The organism is Hominimerdicola aceti, assembly GCF_025567495.1.
In the GTDB taxonomy this organism is placed as follows: Bacteria; Bacillota; Clostridia; order Oscillospirales; family Ruminococcaceae; genus Hominimerdicola; species Hominimerdicola aceti.
Genome location: NZ_JAOQJZ010000002.1, coordinates 75,248 through 98,600 on the forward strand (window position 1 = coordinate 75,248; position 23,353 = coordinate 98,600).

A 23,353-nucleotide genomic window follows, 5' to 3' on the forward strand; every position below is an offset into this window, starting at 1 on the left:
AAAGTTATCCTACTGATAATATCATATCCATATTTGCATTAAACATATATTTCATATAAAAAAATCACAGATCAGCTTTTTAGTAATATCATTGAGGTTAAAAAAGCCACACCGAGCGTGGCTTTTTCCCTCTAATATAGACAGTAAACAAATTTTGCATTAAGAAGTTTAGCACCCGAAAGCTTTGGCAGGACGATCTTGTCCTTTACGATTTCAAAATAAGAAAGTGCAGTTTCGAGTTCCTCATCAGATATTACTGAGTTGCTCATTTCCGCTTTGACTGCAAGTTCTCCGATATATTTTATCATATGAGAGAAATCATTGATTTGCATTTCCTGGCATTTTTCTGTTAACCTGTCACAAAGCTGTAAGTCTGTAATATTTCTGCTGTCGGTAATGCCTATAAGCTTTAAATATTTGAGCATATAGCGATATACCGCCACAGTGCGTGATCTATTGTCCCCGTTACTTAGTTCCGAACGCATTTTCTTTACCTTAACATCTCTATGGACTACAACGCCGAAGGCTATAAGTAGAAGTCCGCCCAGAGTGATGAAAATTCCTACAAATGAGCCATGGTCGCTGTTGTTTTCTGTTACTCTTGATGAAACAGAAGTTTTCCCAGCGCCTGACATCACTCCGGCACCATGTCCGTTGCTTGCAGAATTTGTTTTCTTTGTTGTTGAAGCTTTTGAACTGTTTGCAGGCTTCTTAGTAGCCACTGAAGTTGTGCCACCCTGACCGCCATTTTGTGTGGTTGTCGTAGGCTTGCTTTCTGTGCTTTTAGTTGTTGTGACTTCCTTAGGGTCTTTCTCTTGTTGTGTAAGATTAGGATTATCATTATCATAACCTGGTGTGAATTCTGCAGGATACCAACCTGCATTGTCTATAAATACCTCAGCCCATGCGTGCGCACATTTGTCCTTTACACTTACCTCGTATGTTGAATCATCTTTAGGTTCACCGAGCTGTGAATTAAGCACCACATATCCCTCTACATATCTTGACGGATAGCCAAACATTCTTAAAAGCTCTGCACCCGCCGTTGCGAAATATGAACAATAGCCCTCCTTTTGTGTACTTAAAAAATAATCTATGAAATCTTCACCTTTTGGAGTAACACCCGGTTCAAGGGTATAAGTGAAGTTATCAGAGAAATAGTTTTTTATTGCAGTGCTTATTTCTTCATAAGTCCAATCACCTTTGTGGTAAATATCCACGCCAAGATATTCACTAAGTATCTCTTTATATGCCTTATTAAGCTCATCAGACTTTGAAACGTCCATATATTTCTGGTGAACAAACTCTGAGTAAGCGTCAACACCTCTGTCCTTATTAACAGACAATGCAGGTTCTTCTGCTGCTATAGCCTCAGGGAGGGCCTCAAGCCTTTCTTCTATAAGAGAGGGGTCAAAATAGTAAAGAGAATACTTTGTTGAACTTAATTTGACATATGACTCAGTGGTAGGACGCATTTTTTTATCGTCAGTGTTTCCATCACTTGAATATAAAGAAGCGTATGGTGCATACACAAATTTCTTGCTTGCGCCGAGAACAGATACAGAAATCTGAGCAGGGGTCAGATCCGCATATTTGCGTTGGATAAGGTCATAATCCAGATCCTGCACCCATATCTTGCCTTGCTCAAAATCATCAGAGAAGGTGTCTTCATTGCCATTCACGTCAACAGGAGTCCAGCTATTGTCGTTATAAACGCCTGCTACATATCCACGGAGATATAGTGTATTAGAGAATTTTGGAGTGACCATTTTTAGTGCTGTTGAGCCGTTGAAGCTAATGCCTGCTGTCTTGCCAAGAACGCCTCCGTTTGTGCCACCAACTGTTTTTATACCAAACAGATCAAATCCGCTGTCATAATCTGAAAAAGCATTCCTCAGGTCAGTGAGAGAGAAATTTGACACTGCTGTAGAAATATTATGTCTGTATTTTGCAAATGACTCAGGACGTGTAAAGCCTGTTATTGCTGAGAAAAGCATTATAACTACAAGTACCAACGAGCTTAAAATAGCCGTGAATTTCATGAATACGTTATAAAAACAAGCTTTTTGCTTTTCAGATGTAAAATAAAACGTGCGTTTTCGCTCATGCACCGCAAAGGTGTTTTTTCTTCCTGCCTTGTTAGTTGTGTGATTTATTATGTGTAGTGAAAGCACTGTCACCCAGCATACAAACAGACCAATAACAGTCCACATTGACGGCTCCCAGCCCCAATACATTCCAAGCTCGAAAACAGGAAATGTAATGATGAACAGCAGTGGAAAATCTATCCTGTAAAGGCAGGCTGCTGCCGTTCCAAGGCAAACAAGAGTTATAAAAAATACGAAAAAATTTGACGCAAGATATGGGTAGTCGATAGTAGAAATTCCACTAAGCTGAACGCCAAGAGTTGAGTTAGGTTGATTTGCCCTTGAAAGATATCTGTCTATAACAACGAACAAGCCGTATTTTATTGTAGATATCCTGCTCACAAGGTAAATTACATGAAGTATCATCACACCAAGTGCAGAAAACTTAATTATCTTGTGTGACGATTTCATCAGACCAAACACAAGTGAAAGCATGGCGGAGTAATATATGATCGTGGTCTTGTATATTTCCATATCAAGGAATGATACTGCCATAAATGCTGTGCATATGGTCGCCACAAAGGTCAGAAGTATCTGAAACCATAGAAATGAGCCTGAATTATGCTCACGCTCACAATTCATAAGGATATCTCCGTCAATGCAGATACCATTGCTGCTGATAAATCCTATATCTTTGTTTTTGCTTTTTATTCTTTTCTTTTTCATGTTGTCACCTTTATAGACATATTTCCTGTATGCTTTCGGCAACGTGTTTTGCAGTAACGTTCACGACCTCTGCAAACTCATCGTTTATAACGTCGTCTTTCTTTTTATTTGTGATAAGCATATAGGAATAGCGGAATGCCAGATCGTTATCGTTCATAACGCCGCTGAGATTGCTGTTATATGCGGGAGAAAAATACATCAAGTGACCGCATTTATATCTCTCAGGCTCATTGATGTAATTTATCATAGACAAGTCAGGCTCATCATAAACAGAAGCCTGCAACAGCAGACTTATAAGCAGCCTTGCACTTTCTTCGTCTGTAACGTTCACTACTTCGCTCAAATCTTTCTTTTTATCATACCACACTACCTTATGAGGTGTGTCATTTTCTATGAGATAATAGGATATAGACGCTATAGCCTCTACAAGAGTATCATATACGAGCATATAATCGTCTGTATTTGTATCAAGGTGGAGATCCGCCATAAGCACGATAGAGTTTGATATTGGCAGAGAGTAATCCTTGACCATGGTCTTATCCTGCTTTGCAGTAAGCTTCCAGTGTATCCTGTTTATTTTGTCACCATCATGATATTCGTGTATATCAAAAATCTCAGAGGGATCATCGCCCTTTGAGGTCTTGGAATAATCATCGGTTTCAAGTCCCATTTCAGCATAATTCGCAATGTTGTTTTCAATAGGTATATAGTCAGGAACTATAGTGAAAGTGCTCTCGCCGAACAGCTGTGACGCTGCATTCGTGCTCACCTTTACCTTGAAAAGCTTTAGCATATCCACAATGCGACAGCGTTTTATGTTCATTCTCACTGTGCCATAATGTTTTGCAGAAACGTGCAAAGTAAGATACTGAACATCATCAGGGTAAAGGGGAGTGTTTATCTTCATTGTATTTTTGTCGCCGTCAAGAGTGTTGTAATATTCTATCTCTATAATCATATTGGCAACAGGCAACTTTGAGCGGTTTTGCAATCTCAGCACAACGGGTATCTTTGACGATCTGCCTGCGGTTTTCTGAGTGTTCACAAAACCAACGCTTATTTTCTTTGACATTTTTTTGAGCATAACGAATAAGATAATAGGCATAACAAGTAAAAATGCAAAGAGATAAAAAGAGAAGCTACCCACATATAATATATAGAAGAAAATAGAGGCGATAAATAATATTATATATAAAACCAGCATTTGCTCCTCCGTTACTTGCTAACTCTTGGAACCTGAACTGAGGAAATAACTCCTTTGAGTATCTGTTCTCCTGTGAAGCCGTTTATCTTTGCCTTTGAGCTGAACACAAGTCTGTGAAGAACAACGTCCTTGAAGCTGTATATAACGTCATCGGGGATAACATAATCTCTGCCCTTAAGAAGCGCTGTCGCCTTTGTCATTCTTAGTAGTGCGATAGTTCCTCTAGGTGAAAGACCCAACTTTATATATTCATTGTTTCTGGTTACATTTGCAAGCATAACGATATACTGGAAAACCTGATCTGAAACATAAATATTTTCCACAACTTTTCTTGCATGAAGGATATCCTCCGCAGAAACCACAGGCCTTACATTATCCACAGGCACGAGATTTTGCTTGGATTTTAGCATTGCGACTTCGCTTTCAAGATTAGGATAACCCATTGTGAGCCTTACGATAAATCTGTCCATTTGCGACTCAGGGAGCATTTGCGTGCCTATAGAGCCAACCGGGTTTTGCGTTGCGATAACGATATAAGGGTCAGGCATTTTATGTGTGATACCGTCCACAGTTACCTTGCCCTCCTCCATTACTTCAAGAAGCGCAGACTGCGTTTTACTTGAGGTTCTGTTTATCTCGTCTGCAAGAAAAAGATTTGTGAGTGCTGCACCCTGCTTATATTCAAACTTGTGTGTTTCTTTATTTAGTATGGTAAAACCTGTCACGTCTGTTGGCAAAACATCAGGGGTGAATTGTAGTCTTTTATAGTCAAGTGAAAGCGCCTTTGAAAGAGCCACGGCAAGAGTGGTCTTTCCTACTCCTGGAATATCCTCAATAAGGATATGACCGCCTGCAAGTATGGACAGCAGGACTTTTATGATTATCTCGTCCTTGCCGATAATGACCTTTCTTACCTCATTTATCACGCTTTGTGACATATTCAGTACTTTTACCTGTTCTTCAGTTAAGCTGTTGTTCATAATTTTCTCCTTTGTTTTGTATGTTTCTTTTATCTTCACAATATTTGTGCATATTGCATTAACATTATATCACAAATACAACAGTATTTCAAGCATTTTGCGTGATAATTAAATACAATAATGGATATCTGCGTATGTAGGAGAATACAAATATCTTGTACTAAAATGCAGGCTCACAGCATAGTTATTTCATAGGACAAGTCAAAAGGAGCGTGAAAAAATGATAAGAGAAGTCAGCAAGATAAAATACGTTTACGAACTGCTCACCCCTCGCATAAGGGGAGCAATTATGTCAGTGCCAGAAATAGAGCGTGACAGGATACAGGAAATAAGGCTTCGCAGAGGTAGACGGCTGTCTGTTACCATATTCTCGAAAGAGTATTTCGTTAATGATAACGGCAGACTAATGAACAATATCGGGGATAGCGTTCAAGTTACCACAGATGATATTGAAACTACCTATCAGCGAGCATTTCAGAACTCTCTTCACAGCTTTCACCGTGAGATAGCAAGAGGGTACATAACGGTTTCAGGAGGGTGCAGAGTAGGCTTCTGTGGAACTGCCGTTCTTGATCCTGCAAGGAGTTATGCCGTGGAGTCGGTAAAAAATATATCTTCTCTTAATATAAGGATAGCTCGTGAAATGATAGGCAGTTCAGACGAGATATATGCAAAATGCTTTTCTGACAAACCAATGAGCCTGCTTATAGCTTCACCGCCCTCGGGAGGAAAAACTACAGTGCTTCGTGATCTTGCAAGAAAGCTTGGCGAACGCTGGCGTGTTGCGCTTATAGACGAGCGAAACGAGTTTGCTGCAACAGTGGCAGGTGAGCCGCAAAATCTTATAGGTGCAATGACGGACGTGTTCAATTCCTACAACAAATATGAGGGCATAATGACGGCTGTCAAGGTCATGTCACCGCAAATACTCATATGCGACGAGATAGGTTCTTCTGAGGACAACGAAGCTTTGCAGTATGCGCTCAACTCAGGAGTGAAGCTTATTGCTTCATGCCATGCTTCAAGCCTTGATGAGCTTAAAAAGCGGCGTTATATCTCAAAACTCATAAAAGATAAGGCTTTCGACGCACTTGCGGTACTAGGCACAGGAACAATGTGTGGCAGGCTGGTATCATTTACAAAAACAGGAGCATGAAATGATAAAGCTAATAGGCTGTGTGCTGATCATATCCGCCTGCACACAAATGGGATGTGCAATGGCGACGGACAAGATACGGCAAATGAAATATCTCAAGCTTCTCAGACGGTTGATATTTGAAACAAGGGCAATGGTTGAGGGTGGAATGACTTTTGGGGAAATTATTTTAAAGCTTAGCTTGCAGAAAGATTATTCTGACTTTACATTTTTGTCGCAAGATACCTCTTCGCCTGATGTCCGCAGAAGAATAACCGAGGATATATATAAGTCAAAGCTTTTTGACAATGAAATCAGGCAGACCGCCATAGATTTTTTTGAAAAACTCGGTACAACAGACACAAATGGACAGCTTGCATACATTTCCATGAGCCTTGCCGCACTTGATGAGCAGATAAGCAGACTTTCAGAGAATTTCACCTCACAGGTGCGGCTATGCAGGGCTTTGGGCGTTCTCAGCGGGGCTTTTATCGCTATTCTGCTAATATAGCCATAGCAAAGGATAACCATAATGAAGGGAACAAAATTTTATGGACATAGATCTTATTTTCAAAATCGCTGCCATAGGAATTATCGTTGCCGTGTTAAATCTCTTGCTGAAACGAGCGGAGCGTGACGAGCAGGCAATGATGACAACTCTTGCAGGGCTTATTGTCGTTCTGCTTATGATAGTAAGGCAGATCGGAAATCTATTTGAAACGATAAAAGAAGTGTTTGGATTGTATTAATGAAAATATTTACAATAGCGTGCTTTTGTATTTTCTCAACCATAGTGTGCAAAGCCATTGAGAAAGACAGTCGTGAGATAAAATATGCGGCTGTGCTTGCGGCGGCGGCACTGGTGCTTTTTCATTCGGTGGCATTTGTGAAAGAACTTATCTCTGTATTTGAGGACCTTTTCACTCTGTCAGGAATCGACAATATGTATCTTACCATACTGTTCAAGTCACTTGGCATATGCTATATCGTACAGCTTGCATCTGATTATTGTAAGGACTGCGGAGAAAACGCACTTGCGTCACAGGTCACTTTGGCAGGAAAGCTTGCAATGCTTTCGGTATCGCTGCCGCTTTTCAAAGCATTTGTAGAAATAGTAAAAGCATTGCTTATATAGGATTGACATATGAAAAAAATAATTGCCACTGTCATCATAGTACTTGCGGTCATGTTTACACCACAGGGAGTATATGCAGACAGTGAGGAACAGAACAATGAATATTATGACAGGCTCATAAGCGAAATAAACGAGGGACTTTCTTTTGAGGGTGATGAAGATGTAAAAACTGTACTTGAAGATAATAACATCACGTTGGAAGATCCGTCCTCTGCCGCAAATATAAGTGTCTCTGATGTGATAAAGCATATATTTGAAAGCTTTACCGCTGCTTTGCGAAGCCCTCTTATAATGCTCGGGAAAATAACAGCCGCCACTATGCTCTGCGTGTTGGTAAGGTCAATGTCAGCTGAGGGTACAGTGGACAAGGTATTCACGCTCATATGTGTTCTTACCACAGTGCTTGTTATAAGCGATACTGTCACCGACAGCCTTTATTCTGTAAAGACTTCCATGGAACAAATGAACAGATTCATGATGTCCTACATACCCATATTTTCAAGCGTGGCGACAGCAGGCGGTAGTGCGGCGGCAGGAGCAGGCTATTACGGCGTTATGCTGATAATATGTGAAAGCGCAGGTATATTGGCAGATACGATACTTGTGCCGTTTTTGTCGGCAGTGCTTGCAGTGACCCTTGTTTCTGCAATAAACCCATCTCTTGACCTTGGAAGCCTTGCAGAGTCGGTGAAAAAGCTGGTCATATGGGTGCTTGGCATTGTGATGACCCTTTTTACAGGGCTATTATCTATTCAAAGCTTTGCAGGAGCGGCGGCTGATAATCTCTCCGCAAGAGCCGTTAAATTTGCGGCTTCAAGCTTTATACCTGTCATAGGCGGCTCGGTCTCTGAAGCTTATTCAGCGGTAAAGGGAAGTATAGGCGTAATAAGAACAAGCGTCGGCGTGATAGGCGTTATAATAATGTCTGTGATAGTTGCGAAACCTTTGCTTACGCTTCTTGCAGTAAAACTTGCAGTGTGGATAGGCGCTACCATAAACGATATTTTTGGCATAAGCAACAGTGGTGGACTTCTTAAAAGCATAAACTCGGTTTTATCAATTGGTGTGAGCATCCTTGCGGCTTATTCTATAATGTTCGTTATTTCCACATCAGTTGTAATAATGACAGCCATGAACACAGGAGCTTAAAATGAATACAGTTAAATCAGTGATATTTATTGCCTGCATTATAGGCGTGATAACTTCTATGACGGATATTGCCACACCTGAGGGAACTTTGAAAAAACAGCTTAGATCAGTGCTTGCTGTGATACTTTTACTTGCGGTCATAACACCTGTAATGGGACATGGCTTCAAAGTCACCCTAAGCGACTATACAGAGCTTGCAGATCTGCCTGAGTTTGACAGCGTTTCAACAGCGACGAAACTTTATTATCTGTCCGAATCCGAAAGCAGGCTTGAAGAATATTTTTTGGGTAAGCTGAATAAGAATGGCATAGAAAACGTCAGAGTGGACATAACCACAGATATAAATGAATATAATGAAATAGAGATAACAGCGGTAAGGGTATATCTGACTAAAACAAGCGACAGAGTGCTTGTTGAAAAGCTTATTTCAGAAGATCTGCCTGATACTCAAGTTATCATGCAGGAGGAATAAACGTTGCTGAAAAGTAAAGTTGAGGGGAAAATAAAGGCTCTTAAAAAGCTTCCTATGAAAACGAAGATAGTGATAGCCGTAGGTCTTGCAGGGATATTACTTATATTTGTTTCTGAGATGTTTCCTGCTAAAAATACGGCAGAGAGCAAGAGCATTCCCACGGAAAGCGTTGCCACTGATGATACGGACAGCTACAAAAAGCAGATAGAAAAAGAGCTTAAAGATGTTCTTTCTGAAGTCAGGGGAGTTGGCGAGTGCGAGGTAATGGTGACAGTTGAGGGAACTACCGAATATGTTTATGCCGAAAATCTTACCAAAAGCACAGACAATAATGGTGACAGAACAAGCGACAGGTATGAAAACGAGATAGTAATAACTGATAATGACGGCAAAAAGGAGGCATTGGTCAGAAAAATAATAAAACCGCAGATTTGCGGCGTTGTCATTGTTTGCGAAGGAGGTGGAGATATAAAAGTAAACGAACGTGTGCTTAAAGCGGTTTCGACAGTACTAGGCATATCAAGCAGTAAGATCTGCGTTGAGGGCAGAAAATAACAGAAAGAGGTAATAAAGATGAAAAAACCGACCATGATAATAGGCAAAAAGCAGATAATCCTTGCAGGAATGACGCTGATACTCGGTCTTGCAGTATACATAAATTATGCAGTATCGACCTCAGACGGTAAGATAAAGGCGACGGACGTTGTGAAAAGTCAAAGCGTGAATTACGGCGACGCACAGCTCGTAAGCACTGACAGCACTTCAGATTATTTTGCACAGGCAAGAATAGACAGAATGAATTCAAGGGACGAGGCGGTAGAAACATTAAAGAATATAATGAACGGCGGCGATTCCACAGAGGAAGAAAAGAAAGTCGCTGAAGAAGAAGCTTCAGCCATGACGGGGCTCATGGAGTCGGAGAGCAAGGTAGAAACACTTGTGAAAGCAGCAGGCTTTGAGGACTGTGTTGTTTATCTTGACGGTGACAACGCAAATATCGTTGTAAAGACCGACAGCGACGGGCTTGTTGCAAGCGAAGCGGCACAGATAAAAGATATCCTCCTTAGCGAAGTTTCAGTTGCAAATGAAAACATCAGAATTTATGATGTAGAATAAAATTTGTCAGCAAATAAAAAAAGTCCTTCAAAATACTTGTAACCTATTGATTTTTATGATATAATGGTTGTAAGTATAGATTGAAGGATTTCTTTTTTATATCTAAAAAGGGAGGCTTGGATAAATATGAATGATGTTTCAAAGAAAGTAGAAAAAAGCCTGCACATAAGTCAGGACGTAATAGCGCAGATCGTTACAAACTCTGTTAATGAGATAGAGGGCGTTTATGGTATCGCTCCTGTTATGAAGACTCCACGTCAGCTCTGGTTTAGACAGGAGAATTTCGGCAATATCAGGATAGGCCTTGTTGACGATGTGCTGTCAGTGTCTATAGGTATAATACTTTGCCGTGGAGCTAAGGCGGTTTCCGTTGCCGAGGAGATACAGGATAAAGTAAAAAGTGCAGTTCAGAATATGCTTGGACTTACAGTTGCAAAGGTAAATGTGACCATATGCGGAGTTGACCTTTCGGAAAAGGAATAGGATTCAGACAAATATAAGATGAAGGAAGTGTTTTTGTGCCAATTAAAAGGCGTGAAATAAGAGAATCAGCATTTTTGCTGATATTTGAGAAAATGTTTAGACAGGACGAGGAGCTTGACGATATTTTCATGTCTGCCATGGAAGTGAACGAGATCATCGTAAATGATGAAGTTAAAAAGCTTGTGGAAAATGTTTGCGAAAAGCAGGACGAGATCGACAGCATAATCAGCAAGTTCAGCAACAAGAGAACTGTTGAAAGAATACCTAAGATAAATCTTGCAATACTCAGACTTGCTATTTACGAGGCAATATATGAGGAGAACGTTCCTGTGAACGTTGCCATAAGCGAGGCTGTGGCTCTTGCAGGAAAATATGCCCTCGAGCCTGACGTTTCATTTGTAAACGGTGTGCTTGGCTCATTTGCAAAGGAACAAGAGGAAAAGCAGTGAGTTTTGTACTCGGGATAGACACAAGCAATTATACCACTTCATGTACACTGCTTGATACTGCGGATATGAGGGTCAGGTCATGCAAAAAACTTCTTCCTGTCAAGCAGGGAGAACGAGGACTAAGACAATCCGACGCTGTGTTTCACCATACGAAACAGCTTCCAGAACTTATGAAACAGCTTTTTGATAAAAAGTATGACTTAAGTGCAGTTGGGTATTCTTATGCACCAAGGTGTACAGAGGGGTCGTATATGCCTTGCTTCCTTGTTGGAGAAAATGTTGCACAAGCTGTGTCACTTGCCTGTGGAGCTGACCTTGAAAAGACTTCGCATCAGGTGGGACATATACTTGCGGCACTTTATTCCTGCGGAAAGCTGGATATGCTCAGTTCTGATAAGCCTTTTGCGGCTTTTCACGTCAGCGGTGGCACTACAGATCTTCTTTTGTGTGAGCCTGACAAGGCTAAGCTGATAAATATAACTCAGATCGGCGGAAGCCGTGATCTTAAAGGCGGACAAGCCATAGACAGAACAGGCGTAAGGCTTGGGCTGTCTTTTCCATGTGGTAAAGAGCTTGAAAGGCTTGCGTCTGAAAGCGAACATAAAATAAAGCCAAAAGCATCAGTTGACGGGCTTTATTGTTCACTTTCTGGAATAGAAAATCAGTGCATGAAGCTTATAGACGAGAGCTGTTCGGTGGCTGATGTTGCGGCATACTGTATTGATTGTGTGTGCCTTGCGGTGGAGAAAATGACAGTTAATCTTCGCCATGAGTATAAGGATATACCTATTATATTTGCAGGCGGTGTGATGTCTAATCGCTTTATAAAAAGCAAACTTGAGAAGTACGGCAGCTTTGCTGAACCTGAGTTTTCAAGTGATAACGCAGTGGGCGTTGCGGTCTATGCTGCGATCAGGAAAGGGAAGATCAAAATATGAGTTCAGTTATCACTGTTTCTCAGCTAAACAGATATCTTGCTTCAAAACTGCGGTCTGACCTTAAGCTGAAAGGCATTGCCGTCAAGGGCGAGATATCCAATTTTAATATACATTACAAATCAGGTCATGCCTATTTTACAGTAAAGGACAGCAGTTCTGCACTTAAAGCTGTTATGTTTTCAAGCAGTGTTTCAAGGCTTAAATTCGTGCCTGAGGATGGTATGAGCGTGCTTGTTATGGGCAATATAGAGGTCTATGAGCGTGACGGTGTTTATCAGATAATAGCTACGGAGATAGCACCTCTTGGTGTGGGCGTTATGCACGTTCAGCTCGAACAGACCAAGAAAAAGCTTGAGAAAATGGGCGTGTTCGACTTAGCGACTAAGAAGAAAATACCACTTGTGCCTAAAAAGATAGCTGTTGTTACGTCGCTTACTGCGGCGGCTTTGCAGGATATAATCCATATAGCTGAAAGGCGTTATCCTGTGTGCAATATCGAAGTTTATCCTGCGCAGGTGCAGGGTACGGCGGCAGCACAAACTATATGCAAAGCACTTTCAGCGGCTGATAAAAGCGGTGCAGATACCATAATTTTAGCTCGTGGCGGTGGCTCTAGCGAAGATCTTATGGTGTTCAATGATGAGGCTGTGGCGCTGGCTGTTTACGCCTGCAATACACCTGTGATATCGGCTGTAGGTCACGAAACTGACACCACCCTTGCAGACTATGCCGCAGATATGCGTGCACCAACTCCGTCAGCGGCGGCTGAGATTGCTACCCCTGACAAGGCGGATATACTTAATGCTGTGAGGCTTTTAAGGCAAAAGCTTGACAAGGCTATGGAGCTTAAACTTGATAAGGCTGTGTCACAGATAGAAAGCTGTGATAAGCTTTTGAAATTATATTCTCCTGAAAAGAGATTAGAGCAGAGCGAAAAAGCAGTGTGCGACCTTGAAAAAAGGCTGTCGCAGATCATGGAACGCAGGCTTGAAAAGCTGTCAGTTAAGCTTGACGGCTATGTTTCTTCTCTGAATATGCTTAGTCCGTTCAATATTCTGGGCAGGGGATATGCTATCGTTCAGAAAGACGAAAGCGTTGTCGACAGTGTATCAATGCTGAACGTTGGAGACGAGGTAGACATAAAGCTGTCAGACGGCAGTGTATCTGCTAAAATAACATTTGTCAAATGAAAGGCTGTTTAAAATGACTTTTGAAGAAAATCTTACAAGACTTAATGATATAGTTGGTCAGCTTGAAAATGACAAGCTTCCTCTTGAGAAAGCTTTGGAACTTTATAAAGAGGGGATAGATCTGTCGGTCGACTGCAAAAAAAGCCTTGAAAGTGCAAAGCTTTCCGTAAAGGCTATGAACGGAGATAATAGCGATGAATGATATGAACAAAGCCACACTTGATTATTATGTGGAACTTATAGATAATAAACTGCTGGAGCTTACCCACTCAAAGCCTGAGCTTCAGGGTCAGGTAGTTGAGGCTATGGAGTATTCTTTGCAGGCAGGGGGCAAAAGGCTCAGACCTGTGCTTATGCTTGAATTTTGCCGTATGTGCGGCGAGCGTCAGCCAGAGAAGTATGCAGAGATAGCTTGTTCTATTGAACTTATACACACTTTTTCTCTTATACACGATGATCTGCCTTGTATGGACGATGATGATTACAGACGTGGAAAGCCCTCATGTCATAAAGCTTTTCCTGAGAATATCGCACTCCTTGCAGGCGACGCACTGAATACCCTTGCTTTTGAGGTAATTGCCAACAGTGCCATGAACGGTGTTATATCTGCCGACAAGGCTGTTATGCTTATCTCTGTTCTGGCAAGAGCAGTAGGCACTGACGGCATGATAGGCGGTCAGGTAATAGACCTTAAGTATGAAAATAAAGAAATAGATGTTGATACACTGAATATTTTGCAGACCTGCAAAACAGGCGCACTTATTGAAGCCGCTTGTGTAATGGGCGTTATACTTGGAGATAAGCTTGAGGCTATCCCCTTTGCGGCAGACTATGCTCAGGCAATGGGCAGAGCATTTCAGATAGTTGACGATATCCTTGACGTAACAGGCACTTTTGAGGAGCTTGGCAAGCCTATCGGCAGTGACAGCGAACAGCATAAAAACACATATGTATCCCTTCTTGGACTTGACAAGTCAGAACAGATAGCAAAACAACTGACAGTTCAAGCACTGGGTCATCTTAAATATTTTGAGGACAGCGTTTTCCTCACAGAGCTTACATCTGATATGCTTACAAGAAGAAGTTGATAAAAAGATTGGAGATCTAGATATAATGTCGGAAATAAAAAAGCCTGATATTTATAAAATGAATTTGCCTGCCGACTTGAAAAAGCTTTCCACTGCGCAGTGTGAGGAGCTTTGCGGTGATATAAGGAAAATTCTTATAGATACGGTTTCAAAAAACGGCGGTCATCTTGCGTCAAATCTTGGTACTGTGGAGCTTACAATGGCTATCCACAGAGTTTTTGAATCACCTAAAGATAAAATCGTCTGGGACGTTGGTCATCAGGCATATACACATAAAATACTTACGGGTAGACTCAAAGAGTTTAAAACTCTCAGACAGGAAAACGGTATTTCGGGTTTTTGCAGACCTGACGAGTCAGTGCATGATGCTTTTATAAGTGGCCATAGCTCTACGTCTGTTTCTGCGGCGCTTGGGATCGCCACAGCAATGAAGCTGAGTGGTGATAAAACTCACCATGCTATAGCTGTAGTCGGTGACGGTGCTTCAACAGGTGGCGAGCTTTACGAGGGACTTAACAATGCAGGCAAAAGTGATACAAATATCATCGTTATCCTCAACTACAATGAAATGTCTATCTCAAAAAATGTTGGCGGAATGGCAAAATATCTTTCCTCCATGCGTACAAAAGAGAGCTATCAGCGAACAAAGGGCAGAGTAGAGAGAATGCTTGATAAGACGCCTGTTATAGGTAAACCTGTGAAAAATGCCGTTCGTAACTCCAAAAATGCGGTCAAGAACATGATACTTCACAGCACCATGTTTGAAGATCTTGGCTTTCACTATATTGGACCTATCGACGGACACAATCTTGAAGAACTTGAACAGGGACTTATGGCTGCAAAGGCAGTAAACAAGCCTGTTTTTGTTCATGTGAATACTATAAAAGGCAAGGGCTATGCTCCTGCAGAAGCTAACCCGGGAGAGTTTCACGGGGTCGGCTCCTTTGAGATAAAAACGGGCAATCCCGACGTCGTACTTTCTGACAGCTTTTCTTCTATAATGGGAAAAGAGCTTTGTGAAATGGGAGAAAAGAATAAGCGTCTTTGTGCAGTCACTGCGGCAATGAAATACGGCACGGGGCTTCAGTATTTTGCAAAGCGTTTTCCTGAACGCTTCTTTGATGTAGGCATTGCCGAAGAACACGCAGTTACTTTCTGTGCTGGGCTTGCTTCTATGAACTATGTACCTGTTTTTGCGGTGTACTCATCGTTTTTGCAAAGGTCATACGACCAACTTATCCATGATATGGCTATAGGAGGTTGTCATGCAGTTATATGCGTTGACCGCGCAGGTATAGTCGGTGATGATGGTGAAACACATCAGGGAATTTTTGATGTTTCTTTTCTTACCTCTGTGCCGAATATGAGGATATACTCCCCGTCTAATTATGACGAACTCAGACTGTGCCTGCATAAGGCTGTTGAGGACGACAGTGGCATTTGTGCTGTGAGATATCCAAGGGGCAGGGATCAATCGCTGTATGATACATCTGATCCTGTTTCAACTTACGTTTATCGTCATATAGAGGGCGCAAAGGTTCTGCTTGTTACATACGGCAGGCTTGCAAATGATCTTTTTACAGCTATAGAAATACTCAGAAATCGTGATATAAAGTGCGATATTATTAAGCTCGTGAATATTTTCCCTATAGACAATGAGGTGGTTGATATAATGTCAGCCTACGATGCTGTGCTGTTCTTTGAGGAAGCTTATTACTGTGGAAGTATTTCAGAGAAGTATGCTTCTATCTGCCCAAATGTGGCACAGTTTGCTATTGACGGTTTCGTGAAGCACGGAAAATGTGATGTGCTACTTGACGAGCTTGGTTTTTCAGCAGAGAAAATGGCTGATACAGTTGAGGGCTTTTTGAAAGATGAGTGAAAGACTTGATGTGTATATAGTTACGAACTGCGGCGTAAAAAGCCGAGAACGTGCCAAACAGCTTATAAAAAATGGATTTGTGTTGGTAAACGGCAAGGTCTGCGTCAAGCCTTCTATATTAGTTGATGAGAACGACGGGGTGAAATGTAGGCCTGACGATATGAAGTTTGTCGGTAGGGGCGGGCTTAAGCTTGAACATGCCTGCGATGTTTTCGGGCTTGACTTGACAGGTAAAGTTTGTGCAGATATTGGTGCTTCAACTGGGGGATTTACTCAGTGTATGCTTGAACATGGCGCAGAATTTGTCTATGCGGTGGACGTGGGTCACGGACAGCTTGATGAAAGTTTGTGCAATGACAGCAGGGTGAAAAACTGTGAGGGCGTGAATGCACGATATCTGACAGCGGATTTTTTTGACAGACCTGTCCAGTTCATAAGTGGTGACCTTTCGTTTATTTCTCTAAAACTTGTTATAAAATCCCTTTGCGATTGTCTTTGCGATGGCGGTGAAATGGTTCTTCTTATAAAACCTCAGTTTGAGGCTGGCAAGCAGGCTCTCAATAAAAAGGGTATCGTCAAAGATCGTAAAGACCATGTGAGAGTGATAACCGAGCTTCTTGGCTGTTTTCGAGCAGAGGGACTTGCGGCTGAAAAGATAACAATTTCACCTGTTAAGGGCGGCGACGGCAATCTTGAATATCTTATTCTACTTAAAAACGCTGACATGACGGCTGACAAGCTTGGTCAGCTCAATATAAAAGAATTTGTGAACGAAGCTTTTGATAGCTTCAAAGACTAAACGCAAGAGTGGTAATATTATGAAAATCTATCTTTATCCAAATCTTGATAAAACTCATTGCTTTGAGTATACGACCGCAACATATGAAAGGCTGCACAAAAATGGTGCAAAACTTTTTATGGATAGATGCTATAAGCACGTTTTTGGAAAGCTCGATATCACTTTCTGTAGCGAAGACGAGTGTGTAAAGCAGTGTGATATGATTGTTGCGATCGGTGGTGACGGAACGATACTCAAATGCTCTCTTAAGGGCTGTGAGTTTGAGAAGCCTATACTTGGCATAAACTGTGGCAGACTCGGTTTTATGGCCTCTCTTGAACATTCACAGCTTGAATTGCTGGACAAGCTTTTTTCTGGAGAATATACCCTCAGCCGCCGAATGATGTTAAACGTAAATGTCGAATGTGGCAGTGAAAAAAAGTCATATACTGCGCTTAATGACGTTGCAGTAACAAAAGCTGACGATTGTAAGATAGCCGATTTTGAGGTTTCAAAAAACGGCAGACTTATTTCTTCACTTCGTGCAGACGGCGTTATACTTTCTACAGCCACAGGCTCAACAGCCTATTCAATGTCAGCAGGCGGACCTATAATCGAACCTGAAATGAAGTGTATAGAGTTCACACAGATATGTGCTCACTCGCTTTTTGCAAGATCTATGATACTTTCAGAGGACAGTGTTATGAAAGTCAAGTGTCACACTAACAGTGGCTCTCACGCAATCGTCAGCGTTGACGGTAATAATGTTTTCAGACTTTCGGCAGAGGACACTGTGATAGTATCAAAGTCGAAGTATTTTGTTGAAATCATAGATATAAGCGGCGGCAGCTTTTTCTCGTCAATAAACAAAAAGCTTATGCAGCCGTTGAAGGAATCAGCGGAGGACGGCATATGAAAAATCAGCGTCAGAATTTGATAATGCAGATTGTCAAAGACGAAAATATCGGCACTCAGGAGGAACTTCGTGAAGCGCTTAAAAGGCATGGTCTTAAAGTCACTCAGGCAACAGTTTCAAGGGATATAAAAGAGCTTTCCCTTGTAAAGACCATTGGTTCAGACGGCAATTATAAATACAGCCTGCCTGCACTCAAAAAAGATATTGCAGAGCAAAACAATGGTATTTTCGGCATAATTTCAGACGCCGTTGTGTCAGTGGATCATGCGCTTAACACTGTTGTGGTGAAATGTCATACGGGCATGGCACAGGCGGTGTGTGCAAAGCTTGACAAGTTAGGGCTTGACAATGTTGTGGGAACGCTTGCAGGTGACGACACGATATTCATACTTATGCGGACAGAAAAAGATGCGTCCCATATGGCAGAGGAACTGAGATCCTCTATTATTTCTTAAACAGCAGAGGAATGATCTAAAATGTTAAGTGAACTTTATATTGAAAATCTTGCCGTGATAGAAAAGGCGACTATAGATTTTTCTGATAAGCTTAATGTTTTCACAGGCGAAACGGGAGCAGGTAAGTCCATACTTATAAATGGAATAAATGCTATCCTCGGTCAGCGTGTCACTAAGGATATTGTGAGAACAGGCACGGACAAGGCTGTTATTTCAGCGTTGTTTACTGACATTGGGGACAATGTTTTGCAGGTACTAGACGAGCTTGGCATAAGTGCAGAAGACGGACAGCTTTTCCTTACCCGTGAGATACGTTCAGATGGTGGAAGCGTTGCAAGAGTCAACTCGAGAGCGGTGAACGTTTCCGTACTTAAAGCTATCGGAGAAACGCTTGTAACTATCCATGGACAGCACGACAATCAGATACTCATGGCTCCTGAACGTCATATAGAGATACTTGACAGCTATGCCGAATCGGAAGCTCTTATAGAAGATTATCACAGCTCTTTCAGAGAGCTTCAAAGCATTGCAAAGAAGATAAACAAGATAAAAACTGAGCAAAGCAAAAAAGAGTTTCGCATGGCTGAGCTTGCTGATATTGTCGAGGAGATAAATACGCTCAACATTCATGAAGGCGAGGATAAAGAGATAGAAGCAGAGCTTAACATCTCTAAAAATGCTGTTGCAATCTCTGAGGCTCTTTATATGGCAAAACAACTTCTTTCGGGCGATGATGACACAGATGGTGCAGTGGAGATGACGCAGAGAGCTTCAAAATCGGTTGAGGGATATACTGATATAATGACTGAGATATCGCCTATATATGACAGACTTAGTTCTGCGGCTATTGAAATGGAGGATATTTCCGAGGAGATAGGCTCACTTCTTGACAGCCTCGATATCGACCCGAAACGTTATGATTACCTTAATCAGCGTTCTGATGAACTCAGGCGTATCATGAAGAAATATGGACCTGAACTTGATGATGTACTGACTACTCTTGAAAATTCACAGAATGAGCTTGATGAACTGAGTGGAGCAGAGCAGAGCTTAGACGAGCTTAATAAAGAAAAGGAAAGACTTCTTGCTGAGGTATCAAAGAAAGCCAAAGCACTTTCAGACCATAGAAAAAAAGCAGGAGAACGGTTTGTTTCTCAGGTAACAGAGGAGCTTGAATTTCTCAATATGCCAAAGGTCAAGCTGGTGGTTCAGCAGAAAACAGGCAAGCTCACCATAAATGGCATGGATAGCATAGAGTTTCTTATTTCTGCAAACCTGGGCGAAGAGCCAAAGCCTATTGCGAAGATCGCTTCAGGCGGTGAGCTTTCAAGAATAATGCTTGCACTGAAAAACGTAATTGCGGAAAAGGACAGTATCGGCACGCTGATATTTGACGAGATAGACACAGGAGTAAGCGGCAGAGCGGCTCAGAAGATAGGTATAAAGCTGAAACAGATATCTCGCCTTAGGCAAGTTCTTTGCGTGACCCACCTTGCCCAAATGGCTGTTATGGCGGATAATCATTTGCTTATTGAGAAAAATATACAGGGCGACAGGACAGTTACAACTGTTAGAACTCTCGACCATGAACAGAGAAAGTATGAGATAGCAAGGATAATGGGCGGTGAAAATATCACAGAGCTTATGCTTGAAAATGCTGAACAGTATCTTAAAGACGCTGACAATATGTAACACAAAGTCCCTGATGATTGCGGGGACTTTTTTGTGAACGTACATTTATTATTTATTGTTGTAAAATTCATAGTAATGTGGTATAATAACAATCGGTAGGTGATTATTTGAAATTTGAACATATAAACGTCAAAGAAGCCGTGAGATATATGGGAATGGGCAATAACAAGCCAGACGAACGCACGGCTTTGTTGATAGATGAATGTGAAAAAGAGCTTTTGAAGGTCATTGAGCCTAAATTTGTGTACAGAGTGTTTGATGTCGCTCATAAAGAGAACGGTGTTGAGGTCATCGGTACTCCGTTGTTTCTTGGCGGCAATGATATATGCAGACACCTTGAGGGGTGCAGTAAATGCGTGCTTTTTGCAGCGACTATTTCTTCGGGCGTTGATAGAAAGCTTCGTGCTTATGAAGCAGAGGACATGGCTAAAGCTATGATAGCGGATTGCCTTGCAAGTGCGGCTGTGGAGCAGGTATGCGATATAGTTGACAACACTGTGAAAGAAAAGCTCAGCGGATATAATCAGACATGGAGGTTTTCTCCTGGTTATGGCGATCTGCCTATCAGCGTGCAGAGAGTTTTTCTTGACGTACTCAATGCGCAGAAATTTATCGGACTTAATGCAACTGAAAATAATATACTGACGCCGAGAAAGTCTGTTACGGCGATAATCGGATTGTCAAAAAATGAAATATCAAAGGGCAGACGTGGTTGTGCCTGCTGTAATATGAGGAAAGTCTGTCAATTCAGAAAAAGAGGAGATCATTGTGGATTTTAGAACATTACTTAAAACAAGAGAATTTGTCATACTTGACGGAGCAATGGGTACGATGCTTCAGGCAAAGGGACTTGAAATGGGTGGCACTCCTGAAGCACTTAACATAGACAAGCCTGATTGGCTGGTGGACATACACCGCCAGTATATAAACGCAGGCTCAGACATTGTTTACGCCAACACTTTCGGTGCAAACAGACACAAGCTTGAAAAGTGCGGATATACTGTCCAGCAGGCTATCCCTGCGGCTATAAAAAATGCAAGAAAAGCCTGTGAGGGTACTGATACCCTTGTTGCTCTTGATATCGGACCTATCGGACAGCTTCTAGAGCCAACAGGAACGCTCACTTTTGAAGAAGCTTACGATATTTATAAGGAGCAGATACTTGCAGGAGCTGACGCAGACCTTATCGTTTTTGAAACAATGACAGATCTCTATGAACTTAAAGCGGCTGTTCTTGCGGCAAAGGAACACAGCGATCTTCCTATAGTCTGCACAATGACTTTTGAGGAAAATATGCGTACATTTACGGGCGTTGCCATAAGCTCCATGGCTTTGACTTTGGAGGGTCTGGGCGTTGACGCAATCGGTGTGAACTGCTCATTAGGGCCAAAGGAGCTTTATCCTGTTGTGGAGGAGCTTTGCAAGTGGACAAATCTCCCTGTTGTAGTAAAGCCTAATGCAGGACTTCCTGACCCTGTTACAAATGAATATAACTGTTCCCCTGAAGATTTTGCAGAGTTTGCAGAAAAGCTTATCCCATTGGGAGTTAAGGTGCTTGGAGGTTGCTGTGGAACTAACCCTGAGTATATCAAAAAGCTGGCTGAAATGCTCAAAGGTAAGAAGCACGTCAGCGTGCATAATGATATCCCTGCCGCTTGCTGTTCACCGACACATACTGTAGTTATAGACCAGCCAAGAATAATCGGCGAGCGTATCAATCCTACTGGCAAGAAGCGTTTTAAAGAAGCACTGCTTGCAAACGATATCGACTATATTCTTGGTCAGGCTATCGAGCAGATACACGCAGGTGCGGATATTCTTGATGTAAATGTTGGTCTGCCGGGAATTGACGAAAAGAGTATGATGGTCAAGGCTGTAAAGTCTTTGCAGGGCGTTGTCGATGTGCCTTTGCAGGTGGATTCAACTATACCTGAGGTGCTTGAAGCGGCTCTGAGGGCTTATAATGGCAAGCCTATCGTCAATTCTGTAAACGCTGAGGACAGCTCCATTGAAAATGTTCTTCCTCTTGTAAAGAAATATGGTGCGGCTGTGGTAGGTCTTACTCTCGATGAAAACGGCATACCAAAGAGTGCTGACAAGAGATTTGAGCTTGCTAAAAAGATACTTGACAAGGCGCTTGAATACGGCATTAGAAAAGAAGATGTGTATATAGATTGTCTTACTCTTACCGCTTCTGCGGAGCAGGAAAATGTTATGCAGACAGTAAATGCAGTGGAGCGAGTAAAGAACGAGCTTGGACTTAAAACAGTTCTCGGTGTATCGAATATCAGCTTTGGTCTGCCTAGCAGAGAGATAGTTAATCACAACTTTCTTATGATGGCGCTCACAAAGGGTCTTGACCTGCCGATAATGAATCCAAATATTGATTCTATGACGGCAACTGTTCGTGCTTACAAGCTTCTGACAAACATTGATAAAAACTCTGTTGACTTTATTTCTCACTACGGTGGCGAGAAAAAAACTGCTCCTGCCACAACAGGCGCAAAGGCTGAGATAGACTTGCCGTATGCTATCGAAAACGGTCTGAAGAAAGAAGCAGCTGACCTTACTGCAAAGCTTTTGCAGGAAACAGAAGCCATGAACATTGTCAACGATATGCTTATCCCAGCACTTGATAAGGCTGGTGCAGAATTTGAAAAGGGCAAGCTTTTCCTGCCACAGCTTATCCAGACAGCAGGCACTGCACAGGCTTGCTTTGAGGTAATAAAAAATTACATTCTGTCAACGGGTGAAAAAAGCGTTTCTAAGGGCAAGATAATCCTTGCAACAGTAAAGGGCGATATCCACGATATCGGCAAAAACATTGTAAAGGTACTTCTTGAAAACTATGGTTATGACGTTATTGACCTTGGCAAGGACGTTGACTATCAGACAGTAGTTGATTGTGCAATAGAAAATGACGTACATCTTATCGGTCTTTCTGCGCTTATGACAACAACTCTTGTGAGCATGGAAAATACAGTTAAGCTTCTTCGTGAAAACAATGTTGACTGCAAGATAATAGTAGGCGGTGCGGTGGTAACGGCTGACTATGCAGAGCAGATAGGCGCTGACTATTATGCAAAAGACGCAAAAGAGTCGGTAGATATCGCAAGAAAATTTTTCGGAAACTGAATAAAATAACTATGACCTCCCATAATCTGAACAACAGATATTTATGGGAGGCCATTTTTAATGAAAAAGTTTGTTACAGCTATCATCATTTCATTTGTCGTTACGGTAAGTTCTGCAGGCATCAAATCCGCTGCTTTTTCCTCATCAAATCTTGGGGCAGCATTCGTTTTGAGCAATGTTATGTCAGATGAAAAAAACGATAAAAATGGCAGTGGTATAACTGTCATAGACGGCAATAGGGAAGATATAAAGTTTACTTTTAAAATAGCCGAGATAATTAAAAGCCTTTTTAGCTAAGTGTACATTTATTTGTACTTGTATTAAAAGTACGATTGACTTTTGA

The 23,353-nt window shown here is 41.7% G+C and carries 25 protein-coding genes; 22 read left to right on the forward strand and 3 right to left on the reverse strand.

Translation table 11 applies throughout. The features are described from left to right. Positions 1–131: 131 nt before the first annotated feature. From OCV57_RS02460 to OCV57_RS02470, 3 genes are all read right to left on the reverse strand, one after another. Complete coding sequence (locus OCV57_RS02460; RefSeq protein WP_267300370.1) at positions 132–2,813, reverse strand: transglutaminase-like domain-containing protein; 2,682 nt, start codon at positions 2,811–2,813, stop codon at positions 132–134. A gap of 10 nt (positions 2,814–2,823) precedes the next feature. After that, positions 2,824–3,918, reverse strand: a complete 1,095-nt coding sequence (locus tag OCV57_RS02465; RefSeq protein WP_267300371.1) for a DUF58 domain-containing protein — start codon at positions 3,916–3,918, stop codon at positions 2,824–2,826. A gap of 110 nt (positions 3,919–4,028) precedes the next feature. Then, a complete protein-coding gene (locus OCV57_RS02470; RefSeq protein WP_117958214.1) occupies positions 4,029–4,997 on the reverse strand; it encodes an AAA family ATPase in 969 nt (322 codons plus the stop codon). A 220-nt stretch (positions 4,998–5,217) separates the two neighbouring features. On the opposite strand from OCV57_RS02470, the gene OCV57_RS02475 reads away from it, so the two are divergent. The 22 genes from OCV57_RS02475 (at position 5,218) to OCV57_RS02580 (ending at position 23,307) form a co-directional block, all read left to right on the forward strand. Beyond that, positions 5,218–6,153, forward strand: a complete 936-nt coding sequence (locus OCV57_RS02475) for a stage III sporulation protein AA (protein WP_267300372.1) — start codon at positions 5,218–5,220, stop codon at positions 6,151–6,153. 1 nt (position 6,154) lies between these two features. Then, positions 6,155–6,643, forward strand: a complete 489-nt coding sequence (locus OCV57_RS02480) for a stage III sporulation protein AB (RefSeq protein WP_117923703.1) — start codon at positions 6,155–6,157, stop codon at positions 6,641–6,643. A 40-nt stretch (positions 6,644–6,683) separates the two neighbouring features. Then, a complete protein-coding gene (spoIIIAC, locus tag OCV57_RS02485; RefSeq protein WP_022286844.1) occupies positions 6,684–6,881 on the forward strand; it encodes a stage III sporulation protein AC in 198 nt (65 codons plus the stop codon). After that, positions 6,881–7,267 carry a stage III sporulation AC/AD family protein gene (locus tag OCV57_RS02490; protein ID WP_267300373.1) on the forward strand — a complete coding sequence of 129 codons (387 nt, stop codon included), beginning with the start codon at positions 6,881–6,883 and terminating at the stop codon, positions 7,265–7,267. The genes spoIIIAC and OCV57_RS02490 overlap by 1 nt, the downstream gene beginning before the upstream one ends. Positions 7,268–7,276: 9 nt before the next feature. Further along, positions 7,277–8,416, forward strand: coding sequence for a stage III sporulation protein AE (locus OCV57_RS02495; protein WP_267300374.1), 1,140 nt, complete (start codon positions 7,277–7,279; stop codon positions 8,414–8,416). Between the two features lies 1 nt (position 8,417). After that, entirely contained in the window at positions 8,418–8,888 is a 471-nt protein-coding gene (locus OCV57_RS02500) for a stage III sporulation protein AF (RefSeq protein ID WP_267300375.1), read from the forward strand. Between the two features lie 3 nt (positions 8,889–8,891). Further along, positions 8,892–9,443: a stage III sporulation protein AG gene (locus tag OCV57_RS02505; RefSeq protein WP_242994556.1), complete on the forward strand. Its 552-nt coding sequence runs from the start codon at positions 8,892–8,894 to the stop codon at positions 9,441–9,443. A gap of 18 nt (positions 9,444–9,461) precedes the next feature. Further along, positions 9,462–10,004 carry a SpoIIIAH-like family protein gene (locus OCV57_RS02510; RefSeq protein WP_038671921.1) on the forward strand — a complete coding sequence of 181 codons (543 nt, stop codon included), beginning with the start codon at positions 9,462–9,464 and terminating at the stop codon, positions 10,002–10,004. A 126-nt stretch (positions 10,005–10,130) separates the two neighbouring features. Then, positions 10,131–10,487 carry an Asp23/Gls24 family envelope stress response protein gene (locus tag OCV57_RS02515; protein WP_022286850.1) on the forward strand — a complete coding sequence of 119 codons (357 nt, stop codon included), beginning with the start codon at positions 10,131–10,133 and terminating at the stop codon, positions 10,485–10,487. Between the two features lie 35 nt (positions 10,488–10,522). Beyond that, positions 10,523–10,936 carry a transcription antitermination factor NusB gene (nusB, locus tag OCV57_RS02520; RefSeq protein WP_242843630.1) on the forward strand — a complete coding sequence of 138 codons (414 nt, stop codon included), beginning with the start codon at positions 10,523–10,525 and terminating at the stop codon, positions 10,934–10,936. Beyond that, positions 10,933–11,874, forward strand: a complete 942-nt coding sequence (locus OCV57_RS02525; RefSeq protein ID WP_267300376.1) for a tRNA (adenosine(37)-N6)-threonylcarbamoyltransferase complex transferase subunit TsaD — start codon at positions 10,933–10,935, stop codon at positions 11,872–11,874. The genes nusB and OCV57_RS02525 overlap by 4 nt, the downstream gene beginning before the upstream one ends. Beyond that, the gene (gene xseA / locus OCV57_RS02530) at positions 11,871–13,064 is read left to right on the forward strand and encodes an exodeoxyribonuclease VII large subunit (RefSeq protein WP_138337681.1); all 1,194 of its coding nucleotides are present in this window, start codon (positions 11,871–11,873) and stop codon (positions 13,062–13,064) included. The genes OCV57_RS02525 and xseA overlap by 4 nt, the downstream gene beginning before the upstream one ends. Before the next feature lie 13 nt (positions 13,065–13,077). Beyond that, entirely contained in the window at positions 13,078–13,266 is a 189-nt protein-coding gene (xseB, locus tag OCV57_RS02535; RefSeq protein WP_117857305.1) for an exodeoxyribonuclease VII small subunit, read from the forward strand. Further along, positions 13,259–14,152, forward strand: coding sequence for a polyprenyl synthetase family protein (locus OCV57_RS02540; protein WP_022286855.1), 894 nt, complete (start codon positions 13,259–13,261; stop codon positions 14,150–14,152). Before xseB ends, OCV57_RS02540 begins: the two co-directional genes overlap by 8 nt. Before the next feature lie 25 nt (positions 14,153–14,177). Further along, positions 14,178–16,034, forward strand: coding sequence for a 1-deoxy-D-xylulose-5-phosphate synthase (dxs, locus tag OCV57_RS02545; RefSeq protein WP_117863782.1), 1,857 nt, complete (start codon positions 14,178–14,180; stop codon positions 16,032–16,034). After that, a complete protein-coding gene (locus tag OCV57_RS02550) occupies positions 16,027–16,833 on the forward strand; it encodes a TlyA family RNA methyltransferase (RefSeq protein ID WP_267300377.1) in 807 nt (268 codons plus the stop codon). The genes dxs and OCV57_RS02550 overlap by 8 nt, the downstream gene beginning before the upstream one ends. 19 nt (positions 16,834–16,852) lie before the next feature. Beyond that, a complete protein-coding gene (locus OCV57_RS02555) occupies positions 16,853–17,728 on the forward strand; it encodes an NAD(+)/NADH kinase (RefSeq protein ID WP_267300378.1) in 876 nt (291 codons plus the stop codon). Next, on the forward strand, positions 17,725–18,183 hold the full coding sequence (gene argR / locus OCV57_RS02560) for an arginine repressor (RefSeq protein WP_022286859.1): 459 nt from the start codon (positions 17,725–17,727) through the stop codon (positions 18,181–18,183). The genes OCV57_RS02555 and argR overlap by 4 nt, the downstream gene beginning before the upstream one ends. A 21-nt stretch (positions 18,184–18,204) precedes the next feature. Then, positions 18,205–19,875: a DNA repair protein RecN gene (recN, locus tag OCV57_RS02565; RefSeq protein WP_267300379.1), complete on the forward strand. Its 1,671-nt coding sequence runs from the start codon at positions 18,205–18,207 to the stop codon at positions 19,873–19,875. Positions 19,876–19,982: 107 nt separating this feature from the next. After that, complete coding sequence (locus tag OCV57_RS02570) at positions 19,983–20,654, forward strand: vitamin B12 dependent-methionine synthase activation domain-containing protein (protein WP_267300380.1); 672 nt, start codon at positions 19,983–19,985, stop codon at positions 20,652–20,654. Continuing rightward, entirely contained in the window at positions 20,644–23,010 is a 2,367-nt protein-coding gene (locus OCV57_RS02575; RefSeq protein ID WP_267300381.1) for a homocysteine S-methyltransferase family protein, read from the forward strand. The genes OCV57_RS02570 and OCV57_RS02575 overlap by 11 nt, the downstream gene beginning before the upstream one ends. Before the next feature lie 60 nt (positions 23,011–23,070). Beyond that, the gene (locus tag OCV57_RS02580; RefSeq protein ID WP_267300382.1) at positions 23,071–23,307 is read left to right on the forward strand and encodes a hypothetical protein; all 237 of its coding nucleotides are present in this window, start codon (positions 23,071–23,073) and stop codon (positions 23,305–23,307) included. The last annotated feature ends 46 nt before the right edge of the window (positions 23,308–23,353 follow it).

Bases quoted from the DNA above. Each gene is read 5' to 3' on its own strand.
- OCV57_RS02460 (WP_267300370.1), bottom strand. From the start codon at position 2,813: ATGAAAAAGAAAAGAATAAAAAGCAAAAACAAAGATATAGGATTTATC.
- OCV57_RS02465 (WP_267300371.1), bottom strand. From the start codon at position 3,918: ATGCCTATTATCTTATTCGTTATGCTCAAAAAAATGTCAAAGAAAATA.
- OCV57_RS02470 (WP_117958214.1), bottom strand. From the start codon at position 4,997: ATGAACAACAGCTTAACTGAAGAACAGGTAAAAGTACTGAATATGTCA.
- OCV57_RS02475 (WP_267300372.1), top strand. From the start codon at position 5,218: ATGATAAGAGAAGTCAGCAAGATAAAATACGTTTACGAACTGCTCACC.
- OCV57_RS02480 (WP_117923703.1), top strand. From the start codon at position 6,155: ATGATAAAGCTAATAGGCTGTGTGCTGATCATATCCGCCTGCACACAA.
- spoIIIAC (WP_022286844.1), top strand. From the start codon at position 6,684: ATGGACATAGATCTTATTTTCAAAATCGCTGCCATAGGAATTATCGTT.
- OCV57_RS02490 (WP_267300373.1), top strand. From the start codon at position 6,881: ATGAAAATATTTACAATAGCGTGCTTTTGTATTTTCTCAACCATAGTG.
- OCV57_RS02495 (WP_267300374.1), top strand. From the start codon at position 7,277: ATGAAAAAAATAATTGCCACTGTCATCATAGTACTTGCGGTCATGTTT.
- OCV57_RS02500 (WP_267300375.1), top strand. From the start codon at position 8,418: ATGAATACAGTTAAATCAGTGATATTTATTGCCTGCATTATAGGCGTG.
- OCV57_RS02510 (WP_038671921.1), top strand. From the start codon at position 9,462: ATGAAAAAACCGACCATGATAATAGGCAAAAAGCAGATAATCCTTGCA.
- OCV57_RS02515 (WP_022286850.1), top strand. From the start codon at position 10,131: ATGAATGATGTTTCAAAGAAAGTAGAAAAAAGCCTGCACATAAGTCAG.
- xseA (WP_138337681.1), top strand. From the start codon at position 11,871: ATGAGTTCAGTTATCACTGTTTCTCAGCTAAACAGATATCTTGCTTCA.
- xseB (WP_117857305.1), top strand. From the start codon at position 13,078: ATGACTTTTGAAGAAAATCTTACAAGACTTAATGATATAGTTGGTCAG.
- OCV57_RS02540 (WP_022286855.1), top strand. From the start codon at position 13,259: ATGAATGATATGAACAAAGCCACACTTGATTATTATGTGGAACTTATA.
- dxs (WP_117863782.1), top strand. From the start codon at position 14,178: ATGTCGGAAATAAAAAAGCCTGATATTTATAAAATGAATTTGCCTGCC.
- OCV57_RS02550 (WP_267300377.1), top strand. From the start codon at position 16,027: ATGAGTGAAAGACTTGATGTGTATATAGTTACGAACTGCGGCGTAAAA.
- OCV57_RS02555 (WP_267300378.1), top strand. From the start codon at position 16,853: ATGAAAATCTATCTTTATCCAAATCTTGATAAAACTCATTGCTTTGAG.
- argR (WP_022286859.1), top strand. From the start codon at position 17,725: ATGAAAAATCAGCGTCAGAATTTGATAATGCAGATTGTCAAAGACGAA.
- recN (WP_267300379.1), top strand. From the start codon at position 18,205: ATGTTAAGTGAACTTTATATTGAAAATCTTGCCGTGATAGAAAAGGCG.
- OCV57_RS02580 (WP_267300382.1), top strand. From the start codon at position 23,071: ATGAAAAAGTTTGTTACAGCTATCATCATTTCATTTGTCGTTACGGTA.